The sequence below is a fragment of the Xanthomonas sp. JL1 genome, from assembly GCF_038405005.1.
Window position 1 is genome coordinate 21,595 of sequence record NZ_JBBYGR010000074.1, and the last position, 21,422, is coordinate 43,016.

Below are 21,422 nucleotides of genomic sequence, written 5' to 3' on the forward strand. Positions count from 1 at the left end.
ATGGCCATGGCCGATGTCTGCCTGCAGGGCGCGCGCGCGATGACAGCAGCGGGTGCGTCGCGCACCGCAGTGACCATCCGCGCGGGGCGCTTCGGTGGCACGCCCGGCACCGGCACCTTGCGCCTGGATCTGCAGGGGCATGTGCTGGCACCGGGCTTGATCAATGCGCACGAGCACCTGCAGGTCAACTGCGTGCCGCCGCTGCCGCAGGCCGCGCCGTTCGCCAACAGCTATGCGTGGATCGAGGCATTTCATGCGCATTTTCAGCACCCGGATGTTGCCGCCGCACTGCGCGTGCCCAAGGCGGTACGGCTGCGCCATGGGGGCTTGAAGAACCTGTTGGCCGGCGTCACCTGCGTGGCGCAGCACGACCCATGGCACGCCACGCTGGATGAAGCGCATTTCCCGGTGAGCGTGCTGCGCGCGTTCGGCTGGAGCTACGCGCTGGGCTGGACAGGCTATGGCCCGCCGGTGCAAGGCAGTTTCGCCGCAACCCCGGCTACGCATCCGTGGATGATTCATCTGGCCGAAGGCACCGACGCCGTAGCGCGTGCTGAGCTCGAGGAACTCGACCGGCTCGGTTGCCTGGCCGCCAACACGGTGTTGATCCACGGCGTGGGCATGAGCGAGCCGGATATCGAGCGGGTGATTGCGCGTGGTGCCGCCGTCGTGTGGTGCCCGTCCAGCAATCAGGCACTGCTTGGCCGCACGCTGGACCCGTGGCGCTTGTGCATGGCCGGCCGGCTGGCGCTGGGCAGCGATTCACGCATCAGCGGCGCACGCGACCTGCTGGAAGAACTGCGCATCGCCAGCGCGAGCGGGCTGGCGCGAGATCTGTTGCTTGGCCTGGCCACCAGTGAGTCTGCGCGCATTTTGCGCATGACCACGCGTGGACGTATTGCACCCGACGCCACCGCGGATTTGCTGATCGTGCGCGACCGTGGAGGCGAGCCCGCCAGCAGCATCATCGGTTGCGAGCGCAGCGACTTGCGTGCGGTCATCCGCGATGGCAAACCGCGCATCGCCGATCCGGATTTTGCGCCGTGGTTCGAGGCGGCCGGCATCTCGACGGTGCAAGTATTGCTGGATGGGCGGCCCAAACTCCTTGATGCCACGCTCGCAGACCCGGCGGTACTCGCGCTCGAACCCGGCCTGCAGTGCGTATCGCTGGAGCAACCGGCGCAGACCATCGCGCAGGTTGCGCGTGCGCTGGCTGCCGATGGAGCATTTTCGTGAGCGCAGTGCCGGTCCTCGAACCCGCCGCGGCATATGCGCTGTGGGCGCAGGCGTATCCGCCGCACGCGCACAACCCGGTGATGCTGGCCGAAGAACGCGCCATGCTCGACTTGATGCCGGCCAGCCTGCAGGGCCAGCACGTGCTGGACGCCGGTTGCGGCAGCGGCCGCTACATGCTGCACGCATTGCGCCGCGGCGCAAGGCATGTCACCGGTGTCGATCTGTCGCCGCAGATGCTGCAACGTGCCGGCGCCGAGCTGGCGCAGGAGTGGCAGGCCGCGCGGATTGGCTTGCAACAAGGCAGGCTGGATCAGTTGCCGATGCCCGATGCGGTAGCCGACCTCAGCGTGTGCGGTCTGGTGGTGGGGCATCTGCAACGGCTGTGGCCCGCCCTGGAAGAACTGCATCGCGTCACCCGCGTCGGCGGCATCGTGCTGTGCAGCGACGTGCATCCGATCGGCCACGCGCTGGGCTGGCGACGCGATTTCAAAGCGGACCGGCAGCACTACGCTGTGCGGCATACGCAACATCTCTACAGCCACTGGCATTCGGCGTGCACCGCACTCGGCTTCGCAATCGAAGCCGTTGCCGAGCCGATGCTGGACCCTGCGGATATTCCGGCCGGTGCGCGTTTCGACCAGACGGCGTTGCAGGTGCCGGTTGCGCTGGTGCTGCGGCTGCGACGCGTCGCGTGAGCAAGATGTTGCACGCGGCATCGGCTGTCTGTGACGTAGACGCTGCCCGTCAGTGGCACGCTACGAGCGCAGCGCATTGCGGCGAGGTTGCGTTAGTCGACGTGCAAGCGCTGTCGACGACATGAGCCTGCACGTCGCACAGCTGAATCTGGTTCCCACACCCGATGGTCTGAGTGCGGAGCAGGTGTTCGCGCACTGGCCAACGCTGGCCGACATTGCCGAGGCCGTCGCCAGCGCGGGGGTGCGTGTGTCGGTCATCCAGGAATCTGCCTTGAACACCCAGCTGCGCCGGCAGGGCGTGCACTACCGCTTTGCCGATCTGCAACAGCGTGGCAGCGCACCTCGTGCGCGCACGCTTGCCGCGTTGGTGCGCGAGATCGAGGCGGATGTCCTGCATGTGCACGGCCTGGAGTTCGCTGGTGATGCGCGGCGTCTGGAACGCCTGCTGCCGCATGTGCCGATCCTGCTGCAGGATCACGCCAACCGACCGCCGCGCTGTTGGAGCAGAAGCCGATGGCGCGCCCGCTATGCTGCCGCGGCCGGCATTGCGTTCACCTCGCTGGAGCTGGCGCAGCCGTTCACGCGCGCACGGCTGTTTCGCAGCAGCACGCAGTTGTTTGCGATCCCCGAATCGAGCAGCCGCTTTACGCCGGGCGATCGGTTGCAGGCACGCGAGCAGACGCGCTTGCACGGCGATCCGTGTGTGTTGTGGATCGGGCATTTAAGCCCAGCCAAGGACCCGCTTTGCGTGCTCGACGCGGTAGCCATGGCTGCGCGCATGGTGCCCGGCTTGCGGTTGTGGTGCGTGTTCGACCAGGCACCGCTGATGGAGCAGGTGCAGCAGCGCCTGCGCGAAAACCCGCAGCTGGCGAAGTGCGTGCATTTGCTGGGCAAGGTCGAGCATGCGCGCGTGCAGGAACTGTTGCGCGCGGCCGACATCTTCGTTTCTGCCAGCCACGCAGAAAGCTGCGGGTATGCCGCATTGGAAGCCTACGCCTGCGGTTGCCTGCCGCTACTTAGTGCAATTCCGTCGTTCCGTGCGCTTAGCGATGACGGCGCAGTGGGCGAGTTGTGGTCGGTAGGCGATGCATCGGCACTGTCGGAACTGTTGCTACGCGTCTCGCGGCAGCGTCCCTCACGCACTCAGGTGCGCGCGCACTTCGACGCGCGCCTGTCGTTTGCCGCAGTGGGCCAGCGCTGGGTGCAGGCCTACATGCAATTGCGCGCTGCCGCGCCGGGGCCCAGCGCATGAAACTGGCACTGGTGGTCCCGGGTGGTGTGGATCGCAGCGGGGAAGTCCGCGTGATACCGGTATTTCTGACCTTGATCGAGTGGCTGGCACGCAGTCACGAGGTGCACGTCTTCGTGCTGCACCAAGAGCCGCTGCCCGCCACCTGGAGCCTGCGCGGCGCAAAGGTGCATAACATCGGCGCTCACCGTACAAGGCTACGTGCGATCGCTGCCATCGGCGATGAACACCGGCGTGCGTCGTTCGATGTGATCCAGGCCATTTTTTCGGGCTATTGCAGCTTGATCGCGGTGACCGCTGCCCAGTTGTTGCGCTGTCCCAGCGTGGTGCATATCGCTGGCGGCGAGCTGGTCGCGTTGCATCGCATCGGCTACGGCGGCCGCCGGCGTTGGCGCGGGCGTCTGCGCGAGGCAGTGATCCTGCGGCTTGCCGATCAGGTGACGGCTGCAAGCGCGCCCATTATCGAGTCGTTGCAAGCGCTCGGCATCGCGGCGCAACGCGTGCCGCTGGGCGTGGATCTGCGCGCCTGGCCACCGGTGGCGCCGCGGGCACGCACTGCATCCGTTGCGCGCTTGCTGCATGTCGCAAGCCTCAACCCGGTCAAGGATCAGACCACCTTGTTGCAGGCGATGGCCGCACTCACGCGCGCCGGTGTCGCCTTCACCCTGGACATGGTGGGCGTCGACACATTAGATGGCGCCATGCAATGTCTGGTGCGGCAACTCGGCTTGCAGCAACAGGTGCGTTTTCTCGGCTTCAAGACCCAGCGCGAGTTGCGCCCGATCATGCTGTCGGCCGACCTGCTGGTGATGTCTTCGCTGCACGAGGCCGGGCCGTTGGTGCTGTTGGAAGCTGCCGTTGCCGGTGTTCCGACGGTGGGCACTGCCGTCGGGCATTTGGTCGAATGGGCACCGATCTCGGCACTGGCAGTGCCACCGGGCGATTGGGCCGGGATGGCTGAGGCCATCCGTCAGGTGCTCGGCGACGACGAACTGCGTTTGCGTCTGGCCTGGGCGGCGCAGTGCCGCGCCGTCCGTGAAGACGCTGCATCGACGACGCGGTTGTTCGAGCAGGTGTATCGTCAGTTGTGTGAGCCGCAACAGCTGCGTTGAGTGCGCTGATGTGCGTGGTAACGCAGGGTGCGCTGTTGTCGGAGACCTTGCACTCGCTCTTTGAAGGCACAGTGTGGCGCGTGCCGCATCGTGAAATGTAATCTCACGCCGGCTGCAGATAGCCATCCAGCGCCGCACGCACCACGTACAACATGTCGGTGCGCGGCACTGGCCGAGTCAGGCGCGTTATTAGACGTCGCGCCTGGGTCTGCCGCAGCCACGGCTGATCCTGCAGCCATAACTGGGTCTGCAGCATGTCTGCGCGTTCCTTGCGGCTTTCTGCCGAAGGCACCACGCGGTTGTGCAGATACTGCCGCGCCTCGCCAAACGAACGCGACCATTCAATCCCAGGCAACGCCGACAGCCACAGGTGGGAGCACGATGCGGCGGTGAGCGTTTGCCGTGCCGCGCTCAGGCGCAGCAGCGCAGGACAGACCCCATGCAGGCGTGCCATCAGCGCAGCCGGGACCACTGCGCGGTAATAACGCTGCAGCAACAGCAATGGCGGCAGCGCCCACCACGGTGGCATGGAGGCGTCTTCCCACAATTCTTCCCAATCGCGCGGACCCATGCGCGTGGCCAGCAAGGCAAGATCATGCAAATGCATCAGGCGAATACTGCGGTGACAGATACCGCCGGCCGCGTGCAGCAGCAAGTGACACATCAATGCACCGATGGACGGATAGGGGTTCAAACCCGGTTGCGGGCGCTCCGGCCGGATCCGGGCAGTGATCTCCACACTGCGCACCGGCAAACGTTCCTGGATGCGCGTATGCAACTCGATATTGATCGGCGCATCGCGGTGTTCGCCCAACCCGGCAACAGCCTCGCCCTGCATCGGCTTGAACACCTGATGCTTCCATTGTTCGAAAGAAGCGACATAACCGAGTTCGCACAACAGCGTGGCCGCCGCAGGCGCGTCTTCCGGCTCCACCAGCAGATCGATATCGGCCATTGGGCGGTCGCCGGGCAGATACACGCCCAGTCGATGCAGCGCAGTGCCTTTCAGGCCCACCAGTGCGATGCCGGCACCGCGCGCAGCGGCATCGATACGGGTCAGCAACAGCGCGATGCGCCGATGGCGGTCTTCGACATGGCCACGCTGCTCGCTCAGGAAGGTGTTCCATTCGGCGTTCTGCCACAACGAGCGGCGCTGCAGCAGCGGCGACACGCCATGTGCCGCCGCTGCCGCCGCCGCCAGCTGCCATTGCAGCCGGTCCCATTGCGGCAATGCATCGCCCGGCTGGGCCAGCTCCTGCGCCAGCCGCTCAGTCGCGGTGTACAGGCAGTGCTTGATAATGCGAAGGGAGGGCTGCATGCGTGTGGTCCGGTCAGGCGAAACGATGGAGGAAACAACGTGAGAGCAGGCGAGGGCTAGCGCACCAGTACGGTGGCCAATTGCCGTGGCTAACGCGCAGCACAGTGGATCAGCGGCTCGGTGCGGTGCTGACCTTCGCTGGCGATCAAGGCGGACCAGCGTGCTTCCAGCTGTTCCGATGCCTGCGCAAATGCACTGGCCGTCATCGTGGCGCGTGCGTGTTGTAGATCGACCTGCGTGTGCAACAGATCGCGCACGCTGCGGTAGAACTCGGAATCGTAAGCGCCACGGAACATCATCGCCAGGTCGTCGCTATCCTGCCAATGGGTTTTGCTGCCGAGCTGATTTTTCACTTCTTCGTAGAATTTTGTGCCTGGCAGGGGATACGACACACTGACGCCGATGATGTCCGGATTGGCCTGCGTTACCAGTGCTCGCGTGGCCAGAATGTCGTCGAGCTCTTCGCCCAGATAGCCGAGCTGGATAAAGAAACCTACGCGGATGCCCTGCGCACCCAGGCGCTCACGCGCAGCGATCACTTCACCAACCTGCGTTCCCTTGGTCATCTTGTCGAGAATGCGTTGGCTGCCGCTTTCGGCACCGATCCAGGCTTCCATGCAACCAGCGCGAGCCAGCGCTGCGGCCATGCGTTCGCTGGCAAGGTCGGCGCGGGTCTGGATGGTGAAGGGAATCGCGCCATCGGCATCGCTCAACCGCTGCGCAAACGTCTCCACCCAATCGATGTGGAAGCCGAAGATGTCATCGGCCATCCAGATATGGTCGGGCTGAAAACGGCGTTTGAGGTGAATCATTTCCGTGGCCACCTCTTCGGCGCCGCGGCGCTTGTAGTGATTGCCCCAGATCGGCTTGGCGCACCAGTTGCAACGGAACGGACAGCCGCGCGAGGCCGCCATGTTCAGGCTGGAGTAGCCATGCCGTTGCTGCCAGAAGCGCTGGTAACGCGGCATGTCGACCAGATCCCATGCCGGCAGGCCGCTCAGGCGTGCGTCCGGCGGTTGCGCGCCGGGATGCACACGCGCAACCGCAGGTTGGCTGGTGGCAATCTGCGCCACGCCTGCCAGCCATTGATCGGTGGCGATGTCCGGCTGCGCTTCGACGCGCGCAAGCAAGGTGATCAACGGGGCGATGCCTTCACCGATCAACACCGCATGCGCGCCTGCAGCCAGGAAGACATCCGGGTTGTCGGAGGCATCCGAGCCTGCCACCAACACGCGGCAACCGGCCGCGCGGGCTTGCCCGATCATGCGGCATGCAGCGTCCCGCATGCGGCTCAGGCACATCTTGGTGAGGAAGTTGAAGTTGTCTTCGTAGAACACCACCAGATCCGGCTGCGCCGCACGCAGGGCAGGGGTGTAGTCCTCCACATCGTCGGCCAGCATCGCATCGAACAGACTCAACGCATGCCCGCGTTCGCGCAGCAGCGCAGCGATCTGCAGCGTGGCCAATGGGGGATAGGGCTTGCCGCGCTCCCATTGCTTGGGGTCGTAACGCAGGAAATACGAATGACTGACCTGGATATTTAGCATCTGCACAAGGCTCTCGTTCTGTCGCCAGGTGAGCGCAGCGGCGGCGTGCGCGGACACCGGCATTCGGCTCGGCAGTAGGTGCGCACGCGGGCGCCTTTGGTTGCGTAGCGTTGTGCGCAGGCACGGCAACAGGTGATGCAACCTTTCGCTAGAGAAGCGACACACACCGGCTGATTCAGTGCATTGGATACAGGCATGCCGCAGTCGGCCACATGGGCGCAACACACGCCGTTGAGCGGTGGCACAACGGCTATCGCAACTGGGGCTGCAGTGGCGGAAGATCCGTTCGGCGAACAGCGTCCACGGCGCTTGACCGTGCGTCGGCAGATTCTTGGCGCGCTGTTCCACTTTCAAAGCGATAGCGAAGCGCTACTGGCACTGGTCGATGCTGCCTATGCCGGCTTGCCCGCGCATCGCTTGCCGGGCGCGCCGGAATTTCATGTCACGCTGGACCTGCTGCCGCGTGCGCCCGGCAGCATCGATGCAGAACCGCCGGCGGTACGCACGCACGCCAGTGGTGGCCTGTTGTGCGGCGTCATTGATGCCTGCAATTACCTGATGCTGTCGGTGCCGCAGCGCCACGCAATGCTGGTGGTGTCCGAAGACATGCTCGCCCACGCGTATCACCTGCGTTACGAGTTGATCGAATTTGCCGTGTTCCTGCTGGCCGCACGTGGCATCGGGCTGGTGCCGCTGCATGGCGCCTGCGTCGGTCAACGCGGCCGTAGCGTGTTGCTGCTTGGCGCCAGCGGTGCGGGCAAATCGACGCTGGCCTTGCACAGCCTGCTGCATGGCCTGGAGGTCCTCTCCGAAGACGGCGTGTTCGTGGCACCGGACAGCCTGCTTACCACCGGCGTCGCCAATTTCCTCCATTTGCGTGCCGCAGCGCTGGGCTTGGTCGACGCGCAGACGCGCGCCTGGATCAGCGCATCGCCGGTGATCCGGCGCCGCAGCAGCGTTGAGAAATTCGAGGTCGATATCCGCCATGGCCATGCGCATCTCGCGCCCAGGCCCATGCAGTTGCAGGCGGTGGTGATGTTGTCCAGGGTGCCGGCCAGCGTCTCGACGCAACGCCTGGTCGCGGTGCCGAACGAGCAGGTCGCAGCCTGCCTGGCCCACGATCAACCCTATGCCACCGGTCAGCCCGGCTGGCAGCGGTTTGTGGAACAAGTGCAGCGCATCGGCATGTTCACGCTGCACCGTGGCACGCATCCGCAAGCGTCGGTGGATGCGTTGCTGCAGCTATTGCAATGAGCCGTTTCATGCAAGCGCACTACAGAGGCAATGGCCCGAAGGCTTTGGCAGCGTGGCGGAGACTGCATGTTACGCGCGGCTGAGCGGTGGGCGATGACTGCGCAGCAGCGCATGCGCACCGTGCTGCATCACTTCGTGAGCACCCTGGTGCCGGCAGACATGCCGACGATTGCACTTTACGTCGCGTTATCGTTGGCCGCCGCATTGGTCGGCAGCATCGTGGCGGTGTGCCTGCTGCCGCTGGTGCAGCCCGGCCATGGCGTGCAACTGGCTGGCTATCGCTTGGCATTACCGGGCGGACTAGCCATGCAGGCAGGCATGTTTGTGGGGGTGAGCCTGCTGTTTGCCGCATTGCGCTGGCAGAGCGCACGGCTGGCCGCACGCTTGACCAGCCGCTATGCCATCGGCCTGCGCGGACGCGTGCATGCGGCACTGATCGACGCGCCATTGCCTGCCTTGTCCGGTGCCAGCTCGGCAGAAATCGCCAATGTGCTCACCTACAACATCGAGATCGCCACGCAAGGCTTTAGCGCGGTGCTGCAGCTGTTGGTCGCGGCGATCACTGCGCTGGTGAGCGTGTGCATCGCGGTGCTGATCGCCCCTGCGCTGTTGATCGCCACACCGCTGCTGGCGGTTCTGGCGTGCTTGGGCGTGCGTATGTCCAGCAGCGATGCACAGGCGCGCATCAGCCGTGCCTATGTGGCGGACATGACGCAGCTGTTCTGGCTGAGCGAAGATTTTCCGCGTCGTTTGCGCCACGTGCGTTCGTTTCAGCGCGAAAACGTCGAGAGCACGCATTACGAACGCATTTCGGCGCGATTGGGGCACGGGTATGCGCAACAGCAGGAACTGGTTGCCGGCAGTCGACTGCTGCTCGAGCTCACTGCGGTGGTCGCCATCGCCGGCATTCTGGTGTTGGCCAATCGCTGGCAGGGTGCCGATCGCGCCGCGCTGATCACCGTCAGTCTGTTGCTGGGCCGTTTGCTGCCGTACCTGGTCACCACGCGGCAAAGCGTGCAGCAATTGCGTTCGGCATGGCCGGCGCTGCAGCTGTGGCGCCGCTATGTGGACCTTGGCGTTGCGCGTGCACATGCGCCGGAACAAACGGCCGAGCCACTGCCGGCCACACTGCATATCGAACACATCGGGCTGGCGTCGCCGTTACCCCAGCTCGCGCTCGAGTCGATGTGGCTGGTGCCAGGTCAGATGATGCTAGTGGTCGGCGCCTCCGGCGTGGGGAAGAGCAGTCTGATGGATGTGCTTTCCGGTCAGACACCGCCGGCGCAGTTCGTTGCGCACATGTGCGGGCGCCGGCTGACGTTTTCCGCGTATCGACATCTGGTGCGACACAGCGCCTACATCGGCCAAGGCGTACGGCCGTGGCAGCGCACGGTGCGCGATTGCCTGCAGTGGGTGCTGCCCGGAGCTTCCGATGCACGCATGTGGGAGGTGCTGGCCGACGTTGGCCTGTGTTCGCGGCTGCAGCGCGATGCGCAAGGCCTGGACACGCCGATCGACGCGCAGGACGGGCGCCTGTCCGGCGGCGAATCGCAACGCCTGTTGCTGGCGCAGGTGCTGCTGCGTCGGCCGACCCTGGCGGTGTTGGACGAAGCCACTAGCGCGCTGGACGCCGATGCGGAACATCAGGTGCTAAGCACCTTGCGCGCGCGTCTGCCGACTACCGTGCTGTTGGTGGTTTCGCATCGCACCAGCTTGGCCGCCGTGGCGGATCGCACGGTGAACCTGAATGGTACGCCTGTTCGGCGGATGCATATGAGTTCGTCGGAAATGGCCACACCGTACGACGTGCGCTAGGCGCGTGACACGCTGGCGGGTCGGTCGCTCCGCAAGTCGCTGACAACACTTGGAGCGACTAACAACACGACTGCGCTCACCGCCAGGCGGGCGCGGACGGTGCTCGGGATCGGCATGGACCACGCGTGCACTGCGGTTCTGAGCGCGCCGTCCGCGCCCACCTGACAGCGGCTCGCTACGTGTTGTTAGCCGCTCTTTGCGCGCAATCATCAGGCTTGAGTCGAAGACACGCAGGCACCGGATGGGCCGGGTACGCGGCGCACCGGCTGCGCACGCCAGGCGCGCGCCTGGCACTGGGTTAGCCGTTTTAGCCCGCAATCTCTTCCAACGCCCGATTGCGCGTGCGTGGCCCGAACACGGCAATCACGCTCGCCACGATCGACATGCTGAGTGCGATGAAGGCCAGGACACCCTGGCTGCCGACTTGCGCAAGCAGCCAACCGATCAGCACGCTGCTGACTGCCGTGGACAGGCGGCTGAAGGAATAGCAGAAGCCCACCGCGCGCGCGCGCAAGCCGGTCGGGAACAGCTCGGCCTGATAGCCGTGATAGGCAAAGCTCATCCAGGCGTTGCAGAACGCAACCATCGCTCCGCACAGCACCATGCCGACAGCCTGATGCTGTAACGCGAACAGCCCACCGAATAGCACCGCGCCCAACGCCGATGCAGTGATCTGCCATTTGTTTTCCCAGCGCTGCGCAAACCGCAGCAACAGCAAGGGCGCCAGCGGGTAGGCCAGCGAGATCGCAAACGAATACGCCAGGCTTTTGGTCACCCCTGCCCCAGCACCCTGTGCCGAGATCAGCGCCGGCAGCCAGTTGCCGAAACCGAAGAAGCCGATGGCCTGAAACACATGGAAGACCACCAACATCCCGATGCGCGCGCGATACGGCGCGCGCCATAGCAGCGCTGTCGGCACGACGCCAGCAGGCAACGATGTGGCCGTCTGCGGCTCGGGCAATGGCGCACCCGCATCGCGCATGCAGCGCGCCTCCAGCTCGGTCACCACTGCATCCGCTTCCGCATGCCGGCCGTGTGCGGCCAGCCAGCGCGCCGATTCCTGTAAGCGGCTACGCAGCCACCAGATCGCCAGCGCAAACGCGCCGCTCAGCAACACCACACAGCGCCAGCCGCTCACACCCAATGGCGCATGTGGCACCAACAGCCAAGCGGTGAGCGCAACAGTGGGCACCGCCAAAAATTGCACGAAAAATGCAAACGCGAACGCCGCACTGCGCATGTGCCGCGGCACCAGTTCAGACAGATAGGTGTCGATGGTGACCAGCTCGATTCCCAGCCCGATACCGACCACAAAGCGCAGCACGATGACCCCGGCGGCGGTGCTCTGCAAGCCCATCGCCACGGTCGCGGCGGTGTACCAGATTAAGGCGAAGGTAAACACCGGACGACGCCCGAACCGGTCGGCGAACGGACTCAATAATGCGGCACCGACGAACAGCCCAAGGAAGGTGGCCGCCGCAAATGCGGCCTGATCGGACATGCCGAACACCCCGTCCGCACCGCTGGAAAAAATCCCATCGCGAATCAGCCCGGGGCTGATGTAGGCGGTCTGGAACAGGTCGTACAACTCGAAAAACCCGCCTAGTGCGAGCAACCCCACCAACCGCCAAAGCGTCGCGCTGGCCGGCAACCGATCGATCCGTGCCGCGATCTGTGCGGAAGGCGAGAGCTGTGCAAGGGCAGGCGGGGCATTCGGAGACATGGGCGAACAACCGCAGCAAGGGCATGGTCATCATAGCCAGCGTCCAGCTCCCACAGCGTCCGAGCTTCGTCGCGCAGTCAATGCGTTCGTCTCCGGGGCCGGGGGCGCCGAGTATCGCGCACGGAGCAGGTGCAATTCGCAATCTTCACCCGCAACATCAGCAGCCAGAAGGCGATCCGCCTGCACTGACCACCAACGTGCCCAGCGAAGAGCTCCTCTCCCCTCGGGGCGAGAAGGCACGGCCTTGCGCGCGATGAGCGCGCGTGCCTTGGAGCGTCCGTGCTGCAAGCGCGGGCCGGGGCGCGCAGCGGAGGTTGGGGTGAGGATGCCAGGGCACATGGTCCAGCAGGCCGCGGCTCACTCCGCTCTGCTGGCTGCCGCTCCAGTGCTCGCATGCGCAGACACTTAGAGCGGCTAACAACACGTCGCGAGCCGCTGTCAGGTGGGCGCACACGGCGCGCTCAGAACCGCAGTGGACGCGTGGTACATCCCGCACCGAGCACCGGCCGCGCCCGCCTGGCAGCTGCGCAGTCGTTTTGTTAGCCGCTCTTATATCGAAATGAGGCACTCGCAGAGACTGAGCGAACGCGACCACATCGTTACCGAAGCATCACCCAACCCGCAGACGCAATGCGCTCGCCCATCAGCAAGCTCAACAACGCAGCTACGGCTGGTCGTAGCCCACCAACCCAGCCGTTGTCCGACTGCTGGAATGCTGTAATCCCCCTCGCCACCAACCAAGCCGCTGGCAAACCTGCCAGACCAGCCCCATCTGTGGCCCATCAGTTTCTCCGGAGTCATCCGATGCCCCCCATTTCCGTGCTCGATCTGGCGCCAGTCTGCGAAGGCAGCGACACCACCCAGGCCTTCGCCAACATGCTCGATCTGGCCCAGCACGCCGAGCGCTGGGGCTATCAACGCTACTGGCTGGCCGAGCACCACAACATGCCGGGCATCGCCAGCGCCGCCACCGCCGTACTGATCGGCCATGTCGCCGGCGGCACCAAGACCATCCGTGTGGGCGCCGGCGGCATCATGTTGCCCAACCACACCCCGCTGCATGTGGCCGAACAATTCGGCACGCTGGCTTCGCTGTATCCGCAGCGCATCGACCTGGGCTTGGGCCGTGCACCCGGCACCGACCAGCCCACCGCACGCGCCTTGCGCCGCGATTTCGACAGCGCCGACCACTTCCCGCAGGACGTGGCCGACTTGATGCGCTATTTCGCGCCAGCGGTGCCAGGGCAGCTGGTGCAGGCCGTGCCCGGCGCCGGGCTGGAGGTGCCGGTGTGGTTGCTGGGGTCGAGCCTGTTCAGTGCACGCGTGGCGGCAGCGATGGGTTTGTCGTTTGCGTTTGCCTCGCATTTTGCGCCCGACGCGATGGACGAAGCGGTGGCAATCTATCGCCGCGAATTCCGCCCATCCACACAGCTTGCCACGCCGCACGTGATGCTGGCTTTGAACGTAGTGGCGGCCGACACCGAAGCGCAGGCACGCCGTTTGTTCACTAGCCAGCAGCAGAGCTTCGTCGATCTGCGTCGCGGCAAGCCGGGCAAGATTCCCGCGCCCATCGATGATATCGACAGCTTCTGGCAGCCGCATGAGCGCGCGGGTGTAGAGCGTGCACTGGCCTGCACGGTGCTTGGCGATGCTGAGCAGATCACCCAAGGCGTGGCTGATTTCATCGAGCGCCACACGCCGGACGAACTGTTGTTCACCGCCAACATCTACGACCACGCCGCGCGTTTGCGCTCCTTCGAAATCGCCGCTGCGGCATGCCGCGAGCTGGATGTGACTTTGGCGTGATTCACGTCGCTTTGCGCAACGATCCGCTGTGATGCATGCCCATCCATTGGGAAGATCAGCATGCAATTTCAGGCACGCAGCGAGAGCATCAAGCAGCTGGCCGAATTGATCCGCGGCGTGGACATCGCGATGTTCACGACCGTCTCGGCCGACGGCAAACTGGTGAGCCGCCCGCTGGGCACGCAGCAAGTCGAGTTCGATGGCGACCTGTGGTTCGCCACTGCTGCCGACAGCCCGAAAGTGACGGAAATCGCCGCCGATCCGCGCGTCAACGTGGCCTATGCCTTGGCATCGAAGAACACCTATGTCTCGGTGGCCGGCACTGCGCGCGTGGTTCACGACCGCGCCAAGATCGACGCACTGTGGTCGCCTGCCATGAAAATATTCTTCCCGGGCGGCAAGGACGACCCGAACCTGCGTTTGATCCACGTGCGCGCCGAATCGGCCGAATATTGGGATGGCCCCAGCGGGCTGCTCGGCAAGGCGCTGTACTTCGTGATGACGGCAGTGACTGACGATACCGCCAGCCTGTCGGATAACCGCGTGGTCGATCTGAAGTAACGGCGTCAGACACGCGCCGCACGCTTCGCGCTCAGCGCCAGGCGTCCGGCCACCAGTCGCGAATCAGGTCTACCAGCTGGTCGGAAGTGACGCCGAAGACGGCCACCGAGATCAGCGCGGCGGCCCAGCCCGCCAGCATCAGCGCGCCATCGCGCTCGAGCAGGGCCAGGGCAAATAGCAGCAGGATCAATCCGAAAAGATAGTTGGTGAACGGGATCGGCAGCGTCAGCAAACTGCCGATCAGTACCAGCAGCAGGCCGGTGAATACTTGCGCCGGCATCCTGTCCAGCATGCCGTGCAGACGCGGTTTGAGCAGGCGATCCAGGCGCTGCATTGTCGGCCCGAATGTGGAGACGAAACGCTGGCTGGTGCGACGGCGCGGCCCACGCTCGCCGATGAAGCGCGTTACCCACGGCTTGCGCAGGCAGCACATCATCTGCAGCCCGATCAGTATCGTCAGTGGTCCGCTGATGCCACCGGCAACGCCGGGAATCGGGATGAACGAGGGCAGGATCGCCAGAAACAAAAATACGCCGAAGGCGCTTTGTTGCAGATCGGCCAGGATCTGGCGGACACGTAACACCTGGTCCGGGTCTCTCTCGCTGAAGGCCGCCAGCAAGCTGCGAATGCGTTCGTTGCGGTAACGCATCTGCTCGCTGCTGTCGTGGCGCGGCGCGCTGCCGTCATCCGACGATGTCATCGCTGTCCTCGTCGCCCACTCGGCTCAACAGCAACTTATCCACGCGCGCACCATCCAGGTCGACGATTTCGATGCGCCAACCGGCCCAATCGAAGAATTCACCGGCCTGCGGAATGCGCCCGAAGTAATAAATGCACAGGCCCGCAAGCGTGTGGTAATCGCCTTCGTCGGCGTCCGGCAAATCGGCGCCCAGCACTTCGCGGAGTTCTTCCACCGGCAGCGAGCCGTCGATCAGCAGCGAGCCGTCGGCGCGCGTGATCACCAGCGCATCTTCGTCGGTGTTTTCCACCGCCTGCAAACGGCCGACCACCGCGCCCATCAGGTCGCTGATGGTCACCAATCCGCGGATCTCGCCATATTCGTCGACCACCAGTGCCATCGACTGCTGTTCTTCGCGAAAGATTTCCAGCAGCTTCATCGCATGCGTGGATTCGGACACGAATAACGTGTCGCGCAGCGCCTGGAAGAGATTCTCGCCGTGCCCGCCCATGCGCGTGACCAGCGATTTGACTTCCAGCACGCCTGCAATGTCCTGGTCGCTGCCGCGGTAGACCGGGTAGCGCGAAAATTCGTGCTCGCGCATCACCTGCAGATTGCGTTCCGGCTCGGCGTTGGCGTCCAGCCAGGCGATGCGGTTGCGCGGGGTCATCAGGCTGTCGGCGGTGCGGTCGCCCAGCCGCATCACGCGATTCATCATGTCGCGCTCGTGGGCGTCGATCACCCCGGCCTCGTGGCTTTCGGCCACCAGCATGCGGATCTCTTCTTCGGTGATCGATGCCGACTCGTTCTTGCCCATGCCCAACATGCGCAACACCAGCCGGGTGGAGCGCGCCAGCACCCACACGCCGGGCGCGGCAATCTTGGCCAGCCAGCCCATCGGTACTGCGACCACCCCTGCGACGTCTTCGGAATTGCGCAGCGCCAGCCGCTTGGGCACCAGCTCGCCGAAGATCAGCGTCAGGAAGGTGATCAGCGCCACTGCCAGGGTGCTGCCGATGACGACCGAATACGGACGCGGCTTGCCGACCAGTTCGAACGAGGCCGCCAGGGCCGGGAACACGCCCTGCAGCCAGCTGGCGATGGCCTCACCGATCGCTTCGCCCCCGAACACGCCGGTCAGGATGCCGATCAGGGTGATACCGATCTGCACCGTGGACAAAAAGTTTTCCGGGCTTTCGGCCAATGCCAGGGCCCGCGCAGCGCGTTTGCTCGAGCCGGCCATCTGCTTCAGGCGGCTCTTGCGCGAGGTCATCAACGACATCTCCGACATGGCGAAGAAGCCGTTCAACACAATCAGGGCGATGACGATCAGAAACTCAACCACGGGCGTCTTCCCCGGTCAGTGAAGGGGAGGGCTGGGGAGCACTGGGTGTGCCGGCGGGCGAACAGGCCGGGCGGCAACACGGGGGGATAGGGTCGTCTTCCATAGGGGGCGCCCAAAGGCGCGGGTCATGGTACCAAACCACAGGGTGGTTCGAGCCGGGAAATGCCGATGTGAAGGGCGGTTCCCGGCGTGAGATACCCAGAGAGGTCATGGAACGGTCATAATTCGCGCCCGGCGCCGTCTCTCCCTTGACGGCAGGAAGTTGTCCACCCATGTTCTCGTTGCAGACCATCTTCGGTTCCGGCAAGCAGTTCTATTGGCTTCTGAACGAAGCGGCGCAGGCTGCCTACGACAGCACCAATGCGTTGCACGCCATGATGCGCGAGTCCGACCGCCAACCCGCGCTGGATGCCTTCAAGCTGGCCCGCCTGCGCGAACGCGCCGCCTCCGACAAGATCGGCCAGGCGCTGGTGGACAGCTTCATGACCCCCATCGAGCGCGAAGACATCGAAGCGCTGGGCTCGGCGCTGTACAAGATTCCCAAGCAGGTCGAGAAATTCGCCGACCGCTATTCGCTGGCCACCAAGCACCTGGAACATATCGACTTCGCTCCGCGCGCCGCGATGCTGGAGCAGGCCGCCAGTGTGGTCGTGGAGATGGTGACATACCTGCCGCAGATGAACATCGATCGCGTGAGCGCGCTCAACGACAAGCTGCGCATGCTCGAAAACGAAGCCGACCGGCTGATGCTGGAGCTGTACCGCGACATCTATTCCGGCCGCCTGGACACGTTGCAGATGTTCCTGCTCAAGGAGTTCTTCGAGATTCTGGAAAAGGCCATCGACCGTTGCCGCGAGGCCGGTGTGGTGGTCTACCAGATCGTGCTGAAGAACAGCTGAGGTCGCCGCGTGCTTACCTTCGTTCTGGTTGTGATCCTGGCTGCGTTGGTGTTCGAGTTCATCAACGGCTTCCACGACACTGCCAACTCCATCGCCACTGTGGTCGCCACCAAGGTGCTCTCGCCAGGTTGGGCGGTGATGCTGGCCGCCGGAATGAACCTGATCGGCGCGCTGACCGGCACCGCGGTCGCGCTGACGATCGCCTCGGGCTTGCTCAACACCAATGTGGTCGACGTCACCCCCCAGGTGATTCTGTGCGCGTTGCTGGGCGGGATCATCTGGAACCTGGTCACCTGGTGGCAGGGCCTGCCGTCGTCGTCCTCGCACGCCTTGATCGGCGCCCTGTGCGGCGCTGGCCTGGCCGCGGCGCACAACAACTGGGACGCGCTGATCTGGTCGGAAAACATCGGCAACTGGGCCAAGAACAAGGGCCTGTTGTGGAAGGTGTTCGTGCCGATGATCACCTCGCCGATCGCCGGCTTCCTGCTCGGCATCGTGGTGATGCTGCTGCTGTGGGCGATCATCGCCGGCATGTCCAGGCTCGGTGGGCCGATCGGGCGGCTGGCGCGGCCGCGCTGGGTCAATGCGTTCTTCGGCAAGGCGCAGATTGCCTCGGCCGCCTACATGGGCTACGCCCACGGCCATAACGACGCGCAGAAGACCATGGGCATCATCGCGATGACCTTGATCGGCGCGCAGTCGGCCGGTGGGTTGGACGATCTGCCGAGCTGGCTGTCGTTCCTGCATCCGGGTACCGGCCTGGCGGCTGGCGCCGGCATCCCGATGTGGATCGTGCTGACCTGCGCGGTGGTGATGGCCGCCGGTACCGCCTCGGGCGGCTGGAAGATCATCAAGACGCTCGGCCACAAGATGGTCAAGCTGCATCCCATCCACGGTTTTGCCGCAGAAACCAGCTCGGCAACGGTGCTGACCGTGGCGGCGCATTTCGGTATGCCGGTTTCCACGACGCACAGCATTTCCACCGCCATCATGGGCGTGGGTTTTGCCAAGAACCCGCGGTCGCTGCGCCTGGGCGTGATCGAGCGCATCGTCTGGGCGTGGATTTTGACCATCCCGGCCGCTGGCGGCGTGGCGTACCTGATCCTGATGCTGTTCGAACTGTTCGGCTGGACCTGAGCTGTGTCGCGGTACGGTCACGCACCGTGGGCGCGCTGCGATTCTAACCGCCCGTTATGAATGAGATCCTTCCGCGATGATGCTGGCCCTGGTGTGCGTATTGTTCGGGTTCGCCTGGTTGATCGACCGCCTCGGATTGCGGCGCTTTTCCCGCGTGCTGGGTCTTACCAGTGTGTTGCTGGTGTTTGCGGTCGGTTGCGGCCCATTGCCTTCCTGGATGCTGCACCACCTGCAGCACACCGGGGTCAACGATTTCAACGCATGGGGTGCGCGCAACGTCATCGTGTTGCTCGGCGCCGGCACCGTGCGTCCGGAAGGGCGTGACGCGGTAGCCGAAGCCAACATGTTCGCCTATGGCCGCATCGTCGAGTCGGCGCGGCTGTATCAGCAATGTCGGCACAGCGGTGGCGATTGCAAGATCGAAATCAGCGGCGGCGATCCACGCGGGCTGGGGTTGTCTGAGGCGGTGGTGTATCGGCGTGTGTTGGTTGACCTGGCGATTCCGCAGGCGGACGTGATCATGGAGCCCTCAAGCATGAACACCTTGCAGAACGCGCAGTTCAGCCAGCCCCTGCTGCGCGCATACCGGCCCGATCGCATCGTGCTGGTGTCATCGGCCACGCATCTGTGCCGCGCCGAATTGTATTTCCGCCATTTCGGCATCGATGCCACGCCGGTGCGCGCGGATTGGCTGACTGCCACTTGGTCGATCCTGCCGCAGAGCTACAACTTCACCCTGGCCGATGTGGCGCTGCACGAATACCTGGGCATGGCGCGCTATCGGCTCTACCAATGGATGGGTTCGAACGTAAAAGCAACCGCGCCTGGCGCAGTGTAGGCGCCACGCTATTTCGCATCCATCGCCGGACGTTGAGACGTCCGGCGATGGATGCATTCAGCGCGTTTCGTACATCGCCTTGACGTCGTTGCGGAACGCACTCTGGCTGTCGGCGCGGTTGTAGAACATGTGGCCGCCCGGATATTCGCGTACCTGCACGCGTTTCGGGTCGCTGCCCATCGCCGGCATCTGATCCACCGTCAAGACCGAACCCATGAACGGGCAGGAGAGGTCGTTCCAGCCGTGCGCGATCAATACGCGCAACTTCGGATCGATCGCCACCGACTGACGCAGTTGGGTCACCGCACCCTTGCGCAGTTCGTCGTTCCAGTCCCAGAGTTTGTTGACGTCGTAGTTGAGCGCGCGATATTGCGCATCGATTTTCCAGCCGACCACGCGGGTGACGAAATCCACCATCGCGGTGGTGGTGGGCGCAATGATGCTGTCCAGCAGCGGGTCGTTGGCGCGTTGTTCGGCATCGTTGGGAAACGGGTCGAAGGCGGTCACGTTGGAGTCGTAACGGCTACCCAATTCGCCCTTGTCGCGAAACACCTCGCGCAGATACGCCTGGGTTTCCAGGCGCCCGCCGGAGCGCCGCACGTACGCCGGGTCCAGCCCGGTCATGCGGGTGACCTGCTGCAACATCGCTTCGGTCGCCTGCGGGTCGGTGCGTCCTTTCATCAGCGCCACCGCGTAGTCGCCGCGGGTGTAGTCGATCACCTGGCGCATCGCGCTGTCGCTGAGCTGGCCCTGGCGCTCCAGGTGCGCAGCAGTGATCGACGGCAATGTCAGCATCCATGCCAGGGGCGACACGTCGCTGTTGTCGTCCAGGGTCGGGTTGAGGTATGGCGACACCAGCACCACGCCGTTCATCGCCACGCCCAGCTGTGTCTGCAGGTAATGGGTAATGCGTGGGCCGCGGAAGCCGCCATAGCTTTCGCCGACCAGATACTTGCGTGCCTGCAGGCGGCGGTTCTTGAGCAGCCAGTCGTAGATTATCCGCGAGAGATATTCCACATCCGCCTGCGGGTTGTAGAACTGCTTCTTGGCATCGTCGTCGCCAATCAATGCGCGACTGAAGCCGGTGCCCACCGGGTCGATGAAGACCAGGTCGGTGAAGTCCAGCCACGTGCCCGGGTTGTCGCGCAGCGCGGCCGGTGCCGACGCGCTGTCGCCTTCGGTGCCGAAATCGACGATCTTCGGCCCGATCGCGCCCATGTTGAGATACACCGATGCGGCGCCCGGCCCACCGTTCAATGCGAACGTCACTGGACGGTCTTTGCCATCGACGGTGTAGGCGGTAAACACCACCTCGCCGGTGGTCTTGCCCTGTGCATCGCGCACCGGCAACGTGCCGACCGTGGCGGTGTAGCTCAGGCTACGGCCGGCCACGCGCGTGCTCTGACGCACGCTGGCATCGGCCGGCAGGGGCGCCTGTTTGGCGGCGGCATCGGATTTGGCGTCGCTTTTCGCATCGCTTTTATCGGCTGTATCTGGCGCATCGGCCAGCGCCGTTCCGCTGAGTAACACACAGGTCAGCAGGCAGGCACGGAGAAAGGAGGGCATGGGCATCGACGTCGGAGCAGGGGAGTGCCGATGCTAGGCCGCTGCAGAGTCCGGTGGATGTGCAGGAAGGCATGGATGGCGCGTTGACCGATGCGGCTTGCCTGGCCTGGAGCAGTGTGTGCCGCAGCAGGCAGCCGTCTGACTCAAGGGGGGGGGGGGGCGCAGTCCGCTGCAATCAGCATCGACGTCAAAGAAAATCGATAACACGCCCTTCTCAGATCGGGACATCGTCCTCCTTCACCGGGGAGGAAGGTGCTTCGCAGGGGCGGATGAGGGTACGGGCGAAGCTCTCGCAATGTTCAATTGCACAAGGCTTTGCCCGTACCCTCACGCCACCCCCTCTCCCGAGGGGAGGGGGGCTTTCAACGCCTAGAACCTGTTCACGATCTTATTCAAGCCGTGCAAACTCCACGAATGCGCGAGAAGAACGATCCAAGTGACGTGAGCCGTGAGCGGTTCGAGCAAATCCGCCCGATTCTGGAGCAAGCCCGCAAGCGCACCAAGCCTGTGACAGTGGATATGTATGAGGTGTGGTGCGCAGTGCTGTATCTGCTACGGACAGGTTGCCCGTGGCGTGCGTTGCCCAGTGACTTTCCGAAGTGGCGCACGGTGCATTCCTACTTTGCCAAGTGGAGCGAAGTG

18 protein-coding genes and 2 other RNA genes are annotated in these 21,422 nt (G+C 64.5%); 13 read left to right on the forward strand and 7 right to left on the reverse strand.

The window, feature by feature from the left end; all coding sequences use genetic code 11:
* The 4 genes from WJW29_RS16720 to WJW29_RS16735 all read left to right on the forward strand — a co-directional run bounded on the left by WJW29_RS16720 (position 1) and on the right by WJW29_RS16735 (position 4,292).
* Complete coding sequence (locus WJW29_RS16720; RefSeq protein ID WP_027703449.1) at positions 1–1,236, forward strand: amidohydrolase family protein; 1,236 nt, start codon at positions 1–3, stop codon at positions 1,234–1,236.
* Positions 1,233–1,931 (forward strand): class I SAM-dependent methyltransferase, encoded by a 699-nt coding sequence (locus WJW29_RS16725; protein ID WP_011408908.1) that lies wholly within the window; start codon positions 1,233–1,235, stop codon positions 1,929–1,931. Before WJW29_RS16720 ends, WJW29_RS16725 begins: the two co-directional genes overlap by 4 nt.
* Before the next feature lie 121 nt (positions 1,932–2,052).
* A complete protein-coding gene (locus tag WJW29_RS16730) occupies positions 2,053–3,183 on the forward strand; it encodes a glycosyltransferase family 4 protein (protein ID WP_041182180.1) in 1,131 nt (376 codons plus the stop codon).
* The gene (locus WJW29_RS16735; protein WP_011259549.1) at positions 3,180–4,292 is read left to right on the forward strand and encodes a glycosyltransferase family 4 protein; all 1,113 of its coding nucleotides are present in this window, start codon (positions 3,180–3,182) and stop codon (positions 4,290–4,292) included. The genes WJW29_RS16730 and WJW29_RS16735 overlap by 4 nt, the downstream gene beginning before the upstream one ends.
* Positions 4,293–4,395: 103 nt before the next feature.
* Here WJW29_RS16735 and WJW29_RS16740 read toward each other — a convergent pair whose 3' ends face one another.
* Both WJW29_RS16740 and WJW29_RS16745 read right to left on the reverse strand, forming a co-directional pair.
* Positions 4,396–5,610 carry a nucleotidyltransferase family protein gene (locus tag WJW29_RS16740; RefSeq protein WP_011259548.1) on the reverse strand — a complete coding sequence of 405 codons (1,215 nt, stop codon included), beginning with the start codon at positions 5,608–5,610 and terminating at the stop codon, positions 4,396–4,398.
* An 89-nt stretch (positions 5,611–5,699) separates the two neighbouring features.
* A complete protein-coding gene (locus WJW29_RS16745; RefSeq protein ID WP_012444533.1) occupies positions 5,700–7,220 on the reverse strand; it encodes a radical SAM protein in 1,521 nt (506 codons plus the stop codon).
* Positions 7,221–7,352: 132 nt separating this feature from the next.
* On the opposite strand from WJW29_RS16745, the gene WJW29_RS16750 reads away from it, so the two are divergent.
* The 3 genes from WJW29_RS16750 to WJW29_RS16760 all read left to right on the forward strand — a co-directional run bounded on the left by WJW29_RS16750 (position 7,353) and on the right by WJW29_RS16760 (position 10,417).
* Positions 7,353–8,411: a hypothetical protein gene (locus WJW29_RS16750; protein ID WP_011408904.1), complete on the forward strand. Its 1,059-nt coding sequence runs from the start codon at positions 7,353–7,355 to the stop codon at positions 8,409–8,411.
* Between the two features lie 93 nt (positions 8,412–8,504).
* A complete protein-coding gene (locus WJW29_RS16755) occupies positions 8,505–10,226 on the forward strand; it encodes an ABC transporter ATP-binding protein (RefSeq protein ID WP_012444535.1) in 1,722 nt (573 codons plus the stop codon).
* 114 nt (positions 10,227–10,340) lie between these two features.
* A non-coding RNA gene (locus tag WJW29_RS16760) (sX9 sRNA) lies at positions 10,341–10,417 on the forward strand.
* A 116-nt stretch (positions 10,418–10,533) separates the two neighbouring features.
* Here the strand turns inward: WJW29_RS16760 and WJW29_RS16765 are convergent.
* Both WJW29_RS16765 and WJW29_RS16770 read right to left on the reverse strand, forming a co-directional pair.
* Complete coding sequence (locus WJW29_RS16765; RefSeq protein ID WP_011259544.1) at positions 10,534–11,949, reverse strand: MFS transporter; 1,416 nt, start codon at positions 11,947–11,949, stop codon at positions 10,534–10,536.
* Positions 11,950–12,361: 412 nt separating this feature from the next.
* A non-coding RNA gene (locus tag WJW29_RS16770) (sX9 sRNA) lies at positions 12,362–12,438 on the reverse strand.
* Positions 12,439–12,753: 315 nt separating this feature from the next.
* On the opposite strand from WJW29_RS16770, the gene WJW29_RS16775 reads away from it, so the two are divergent.
* Both WJW29_RS16775 and WJW29_RS16780 read left to right on the forward strand, forming a co-directional pair.
* Positions 12,754–13,755 (forward strand): LLM class flavin-dependent oxidoreductase, encoded by a 1,002-nt coding sequence (locus WJW29_RS16775; protein ID WP_011259543.1) that lies wholly within the window; start codon positions 12,754–12,756, stop codon positions 13,753–13,755.
* Positions 13,756–13,815: 60 nt separating this feature from the next.
* Positions 13,816–14,316, forward strand: a complete 501-nt coding sequence (locus WJW29_RS16780) for a pyridoxamine 5'-phosphate oxidase family protein (protein WP_011259542.1) — start codon at positions 13,816–13,818, stop codon at positions 14,314–14,316.
* 31 nt (positions 14,317–14,347) lie between these two features.
* Here WJW29_RS16780 and WJW29_RS16785 read toward each other — a convergent pair whose 3' ends face one another.
* Complete coding sequence (locus tag WJW29_RS16785; RefSeq protein ID WP_011259541.1) at positions 14,348–15,016, reverse strand: exopolysaccharide biosynthesis protein; 669 nt, start codon at positions 15,014–15,016, stop codon at positions 14,348–14,350.
* Positions 15,000–16,340: a hemolysin family protein gene (locus WJW29_RS16790; protein ID WP_011259540.1), complete on the reverse strand. Its 1,341-nt coding sequence runs from the start codon at positions 16,338–16,340 to the stop codon at positions 15,000–15,002. Before WJW29_RS16790 ends, WJW29_RS16785 begins: the two co-directional genes overlap by 17 nt.
* A 272-nt stretch (positions 16,341–16,612) precedes the next feature.
* Between WJW29_RS16790 and WJW29_RS16795 the strand changes: the two genes are divergently transcribed.
* The 3 genes from WJW29_RS16795 (at position 16,613) to WJW29_RS16805 (ending at position 19,214) form a co-directional block, all read left to right on the forward strand.
* Entirely contained in the window at positions 16,613–17,239 is a 627-nt protein-coding gene (locus tag WJW29_RS16795) for a DUF47 family protein (protein WP_012444540.1), read from the forward strand.
* A 9-nt stretch (positions 17,240–17,248) separates the two neighbouring features.
* Complete coding sequence (locus tag WJW29_RS16800) at positions 17,249–18,376, forward strand: inorganic phosphate transporter (RefSeq protein ID WP_011259538.1); 1,128 nt, start codon at positions 17,249–17,251, stop codon at positions 18,374–18,376.
* A gap of 76 nt (positions 18,377–18,452) precedes the next feature.
* Complete coding sequence (locus WJW29_RS16805; RefSeq protein WP_012444542.1) at positions 18,453–19,214, forward strand: YdcF family protein; 762 nt, start codon at positions 18,453–18,455, stop codon at positions 19,212–19,214.
* A gap of 57 nt (positions 19,215–19,271) precedes the next feature.
* Here WJW29_RS16805 and WJW29_RS16810 read toward each other — a convergent pair whose 3' ends face one another.
* Positions 19,272–20,780 (reverse strand): S10 family peptidase, encoded by a 1,509-nt coding sequence (locus WJW29_RS16810; protein WP_011259536.1) that lies wholly within the window; start codon positions 20,778–20,780, stop codon positions 19,272–19,274.
* A 414-nt stretch (positions 20,781–21,194) separates the two neighbouring features.
* On the opposite strand from WJW29_RS16810, the gene WJW29_RS16815 reads away from it, so the two are divergent.
* Positions 21,195–21,422: transposase (locus WJW29_RS16815; protein WP_146763672.1), on the forward strand; the 228-nt coding region annotated here is incomplete at its 3' end.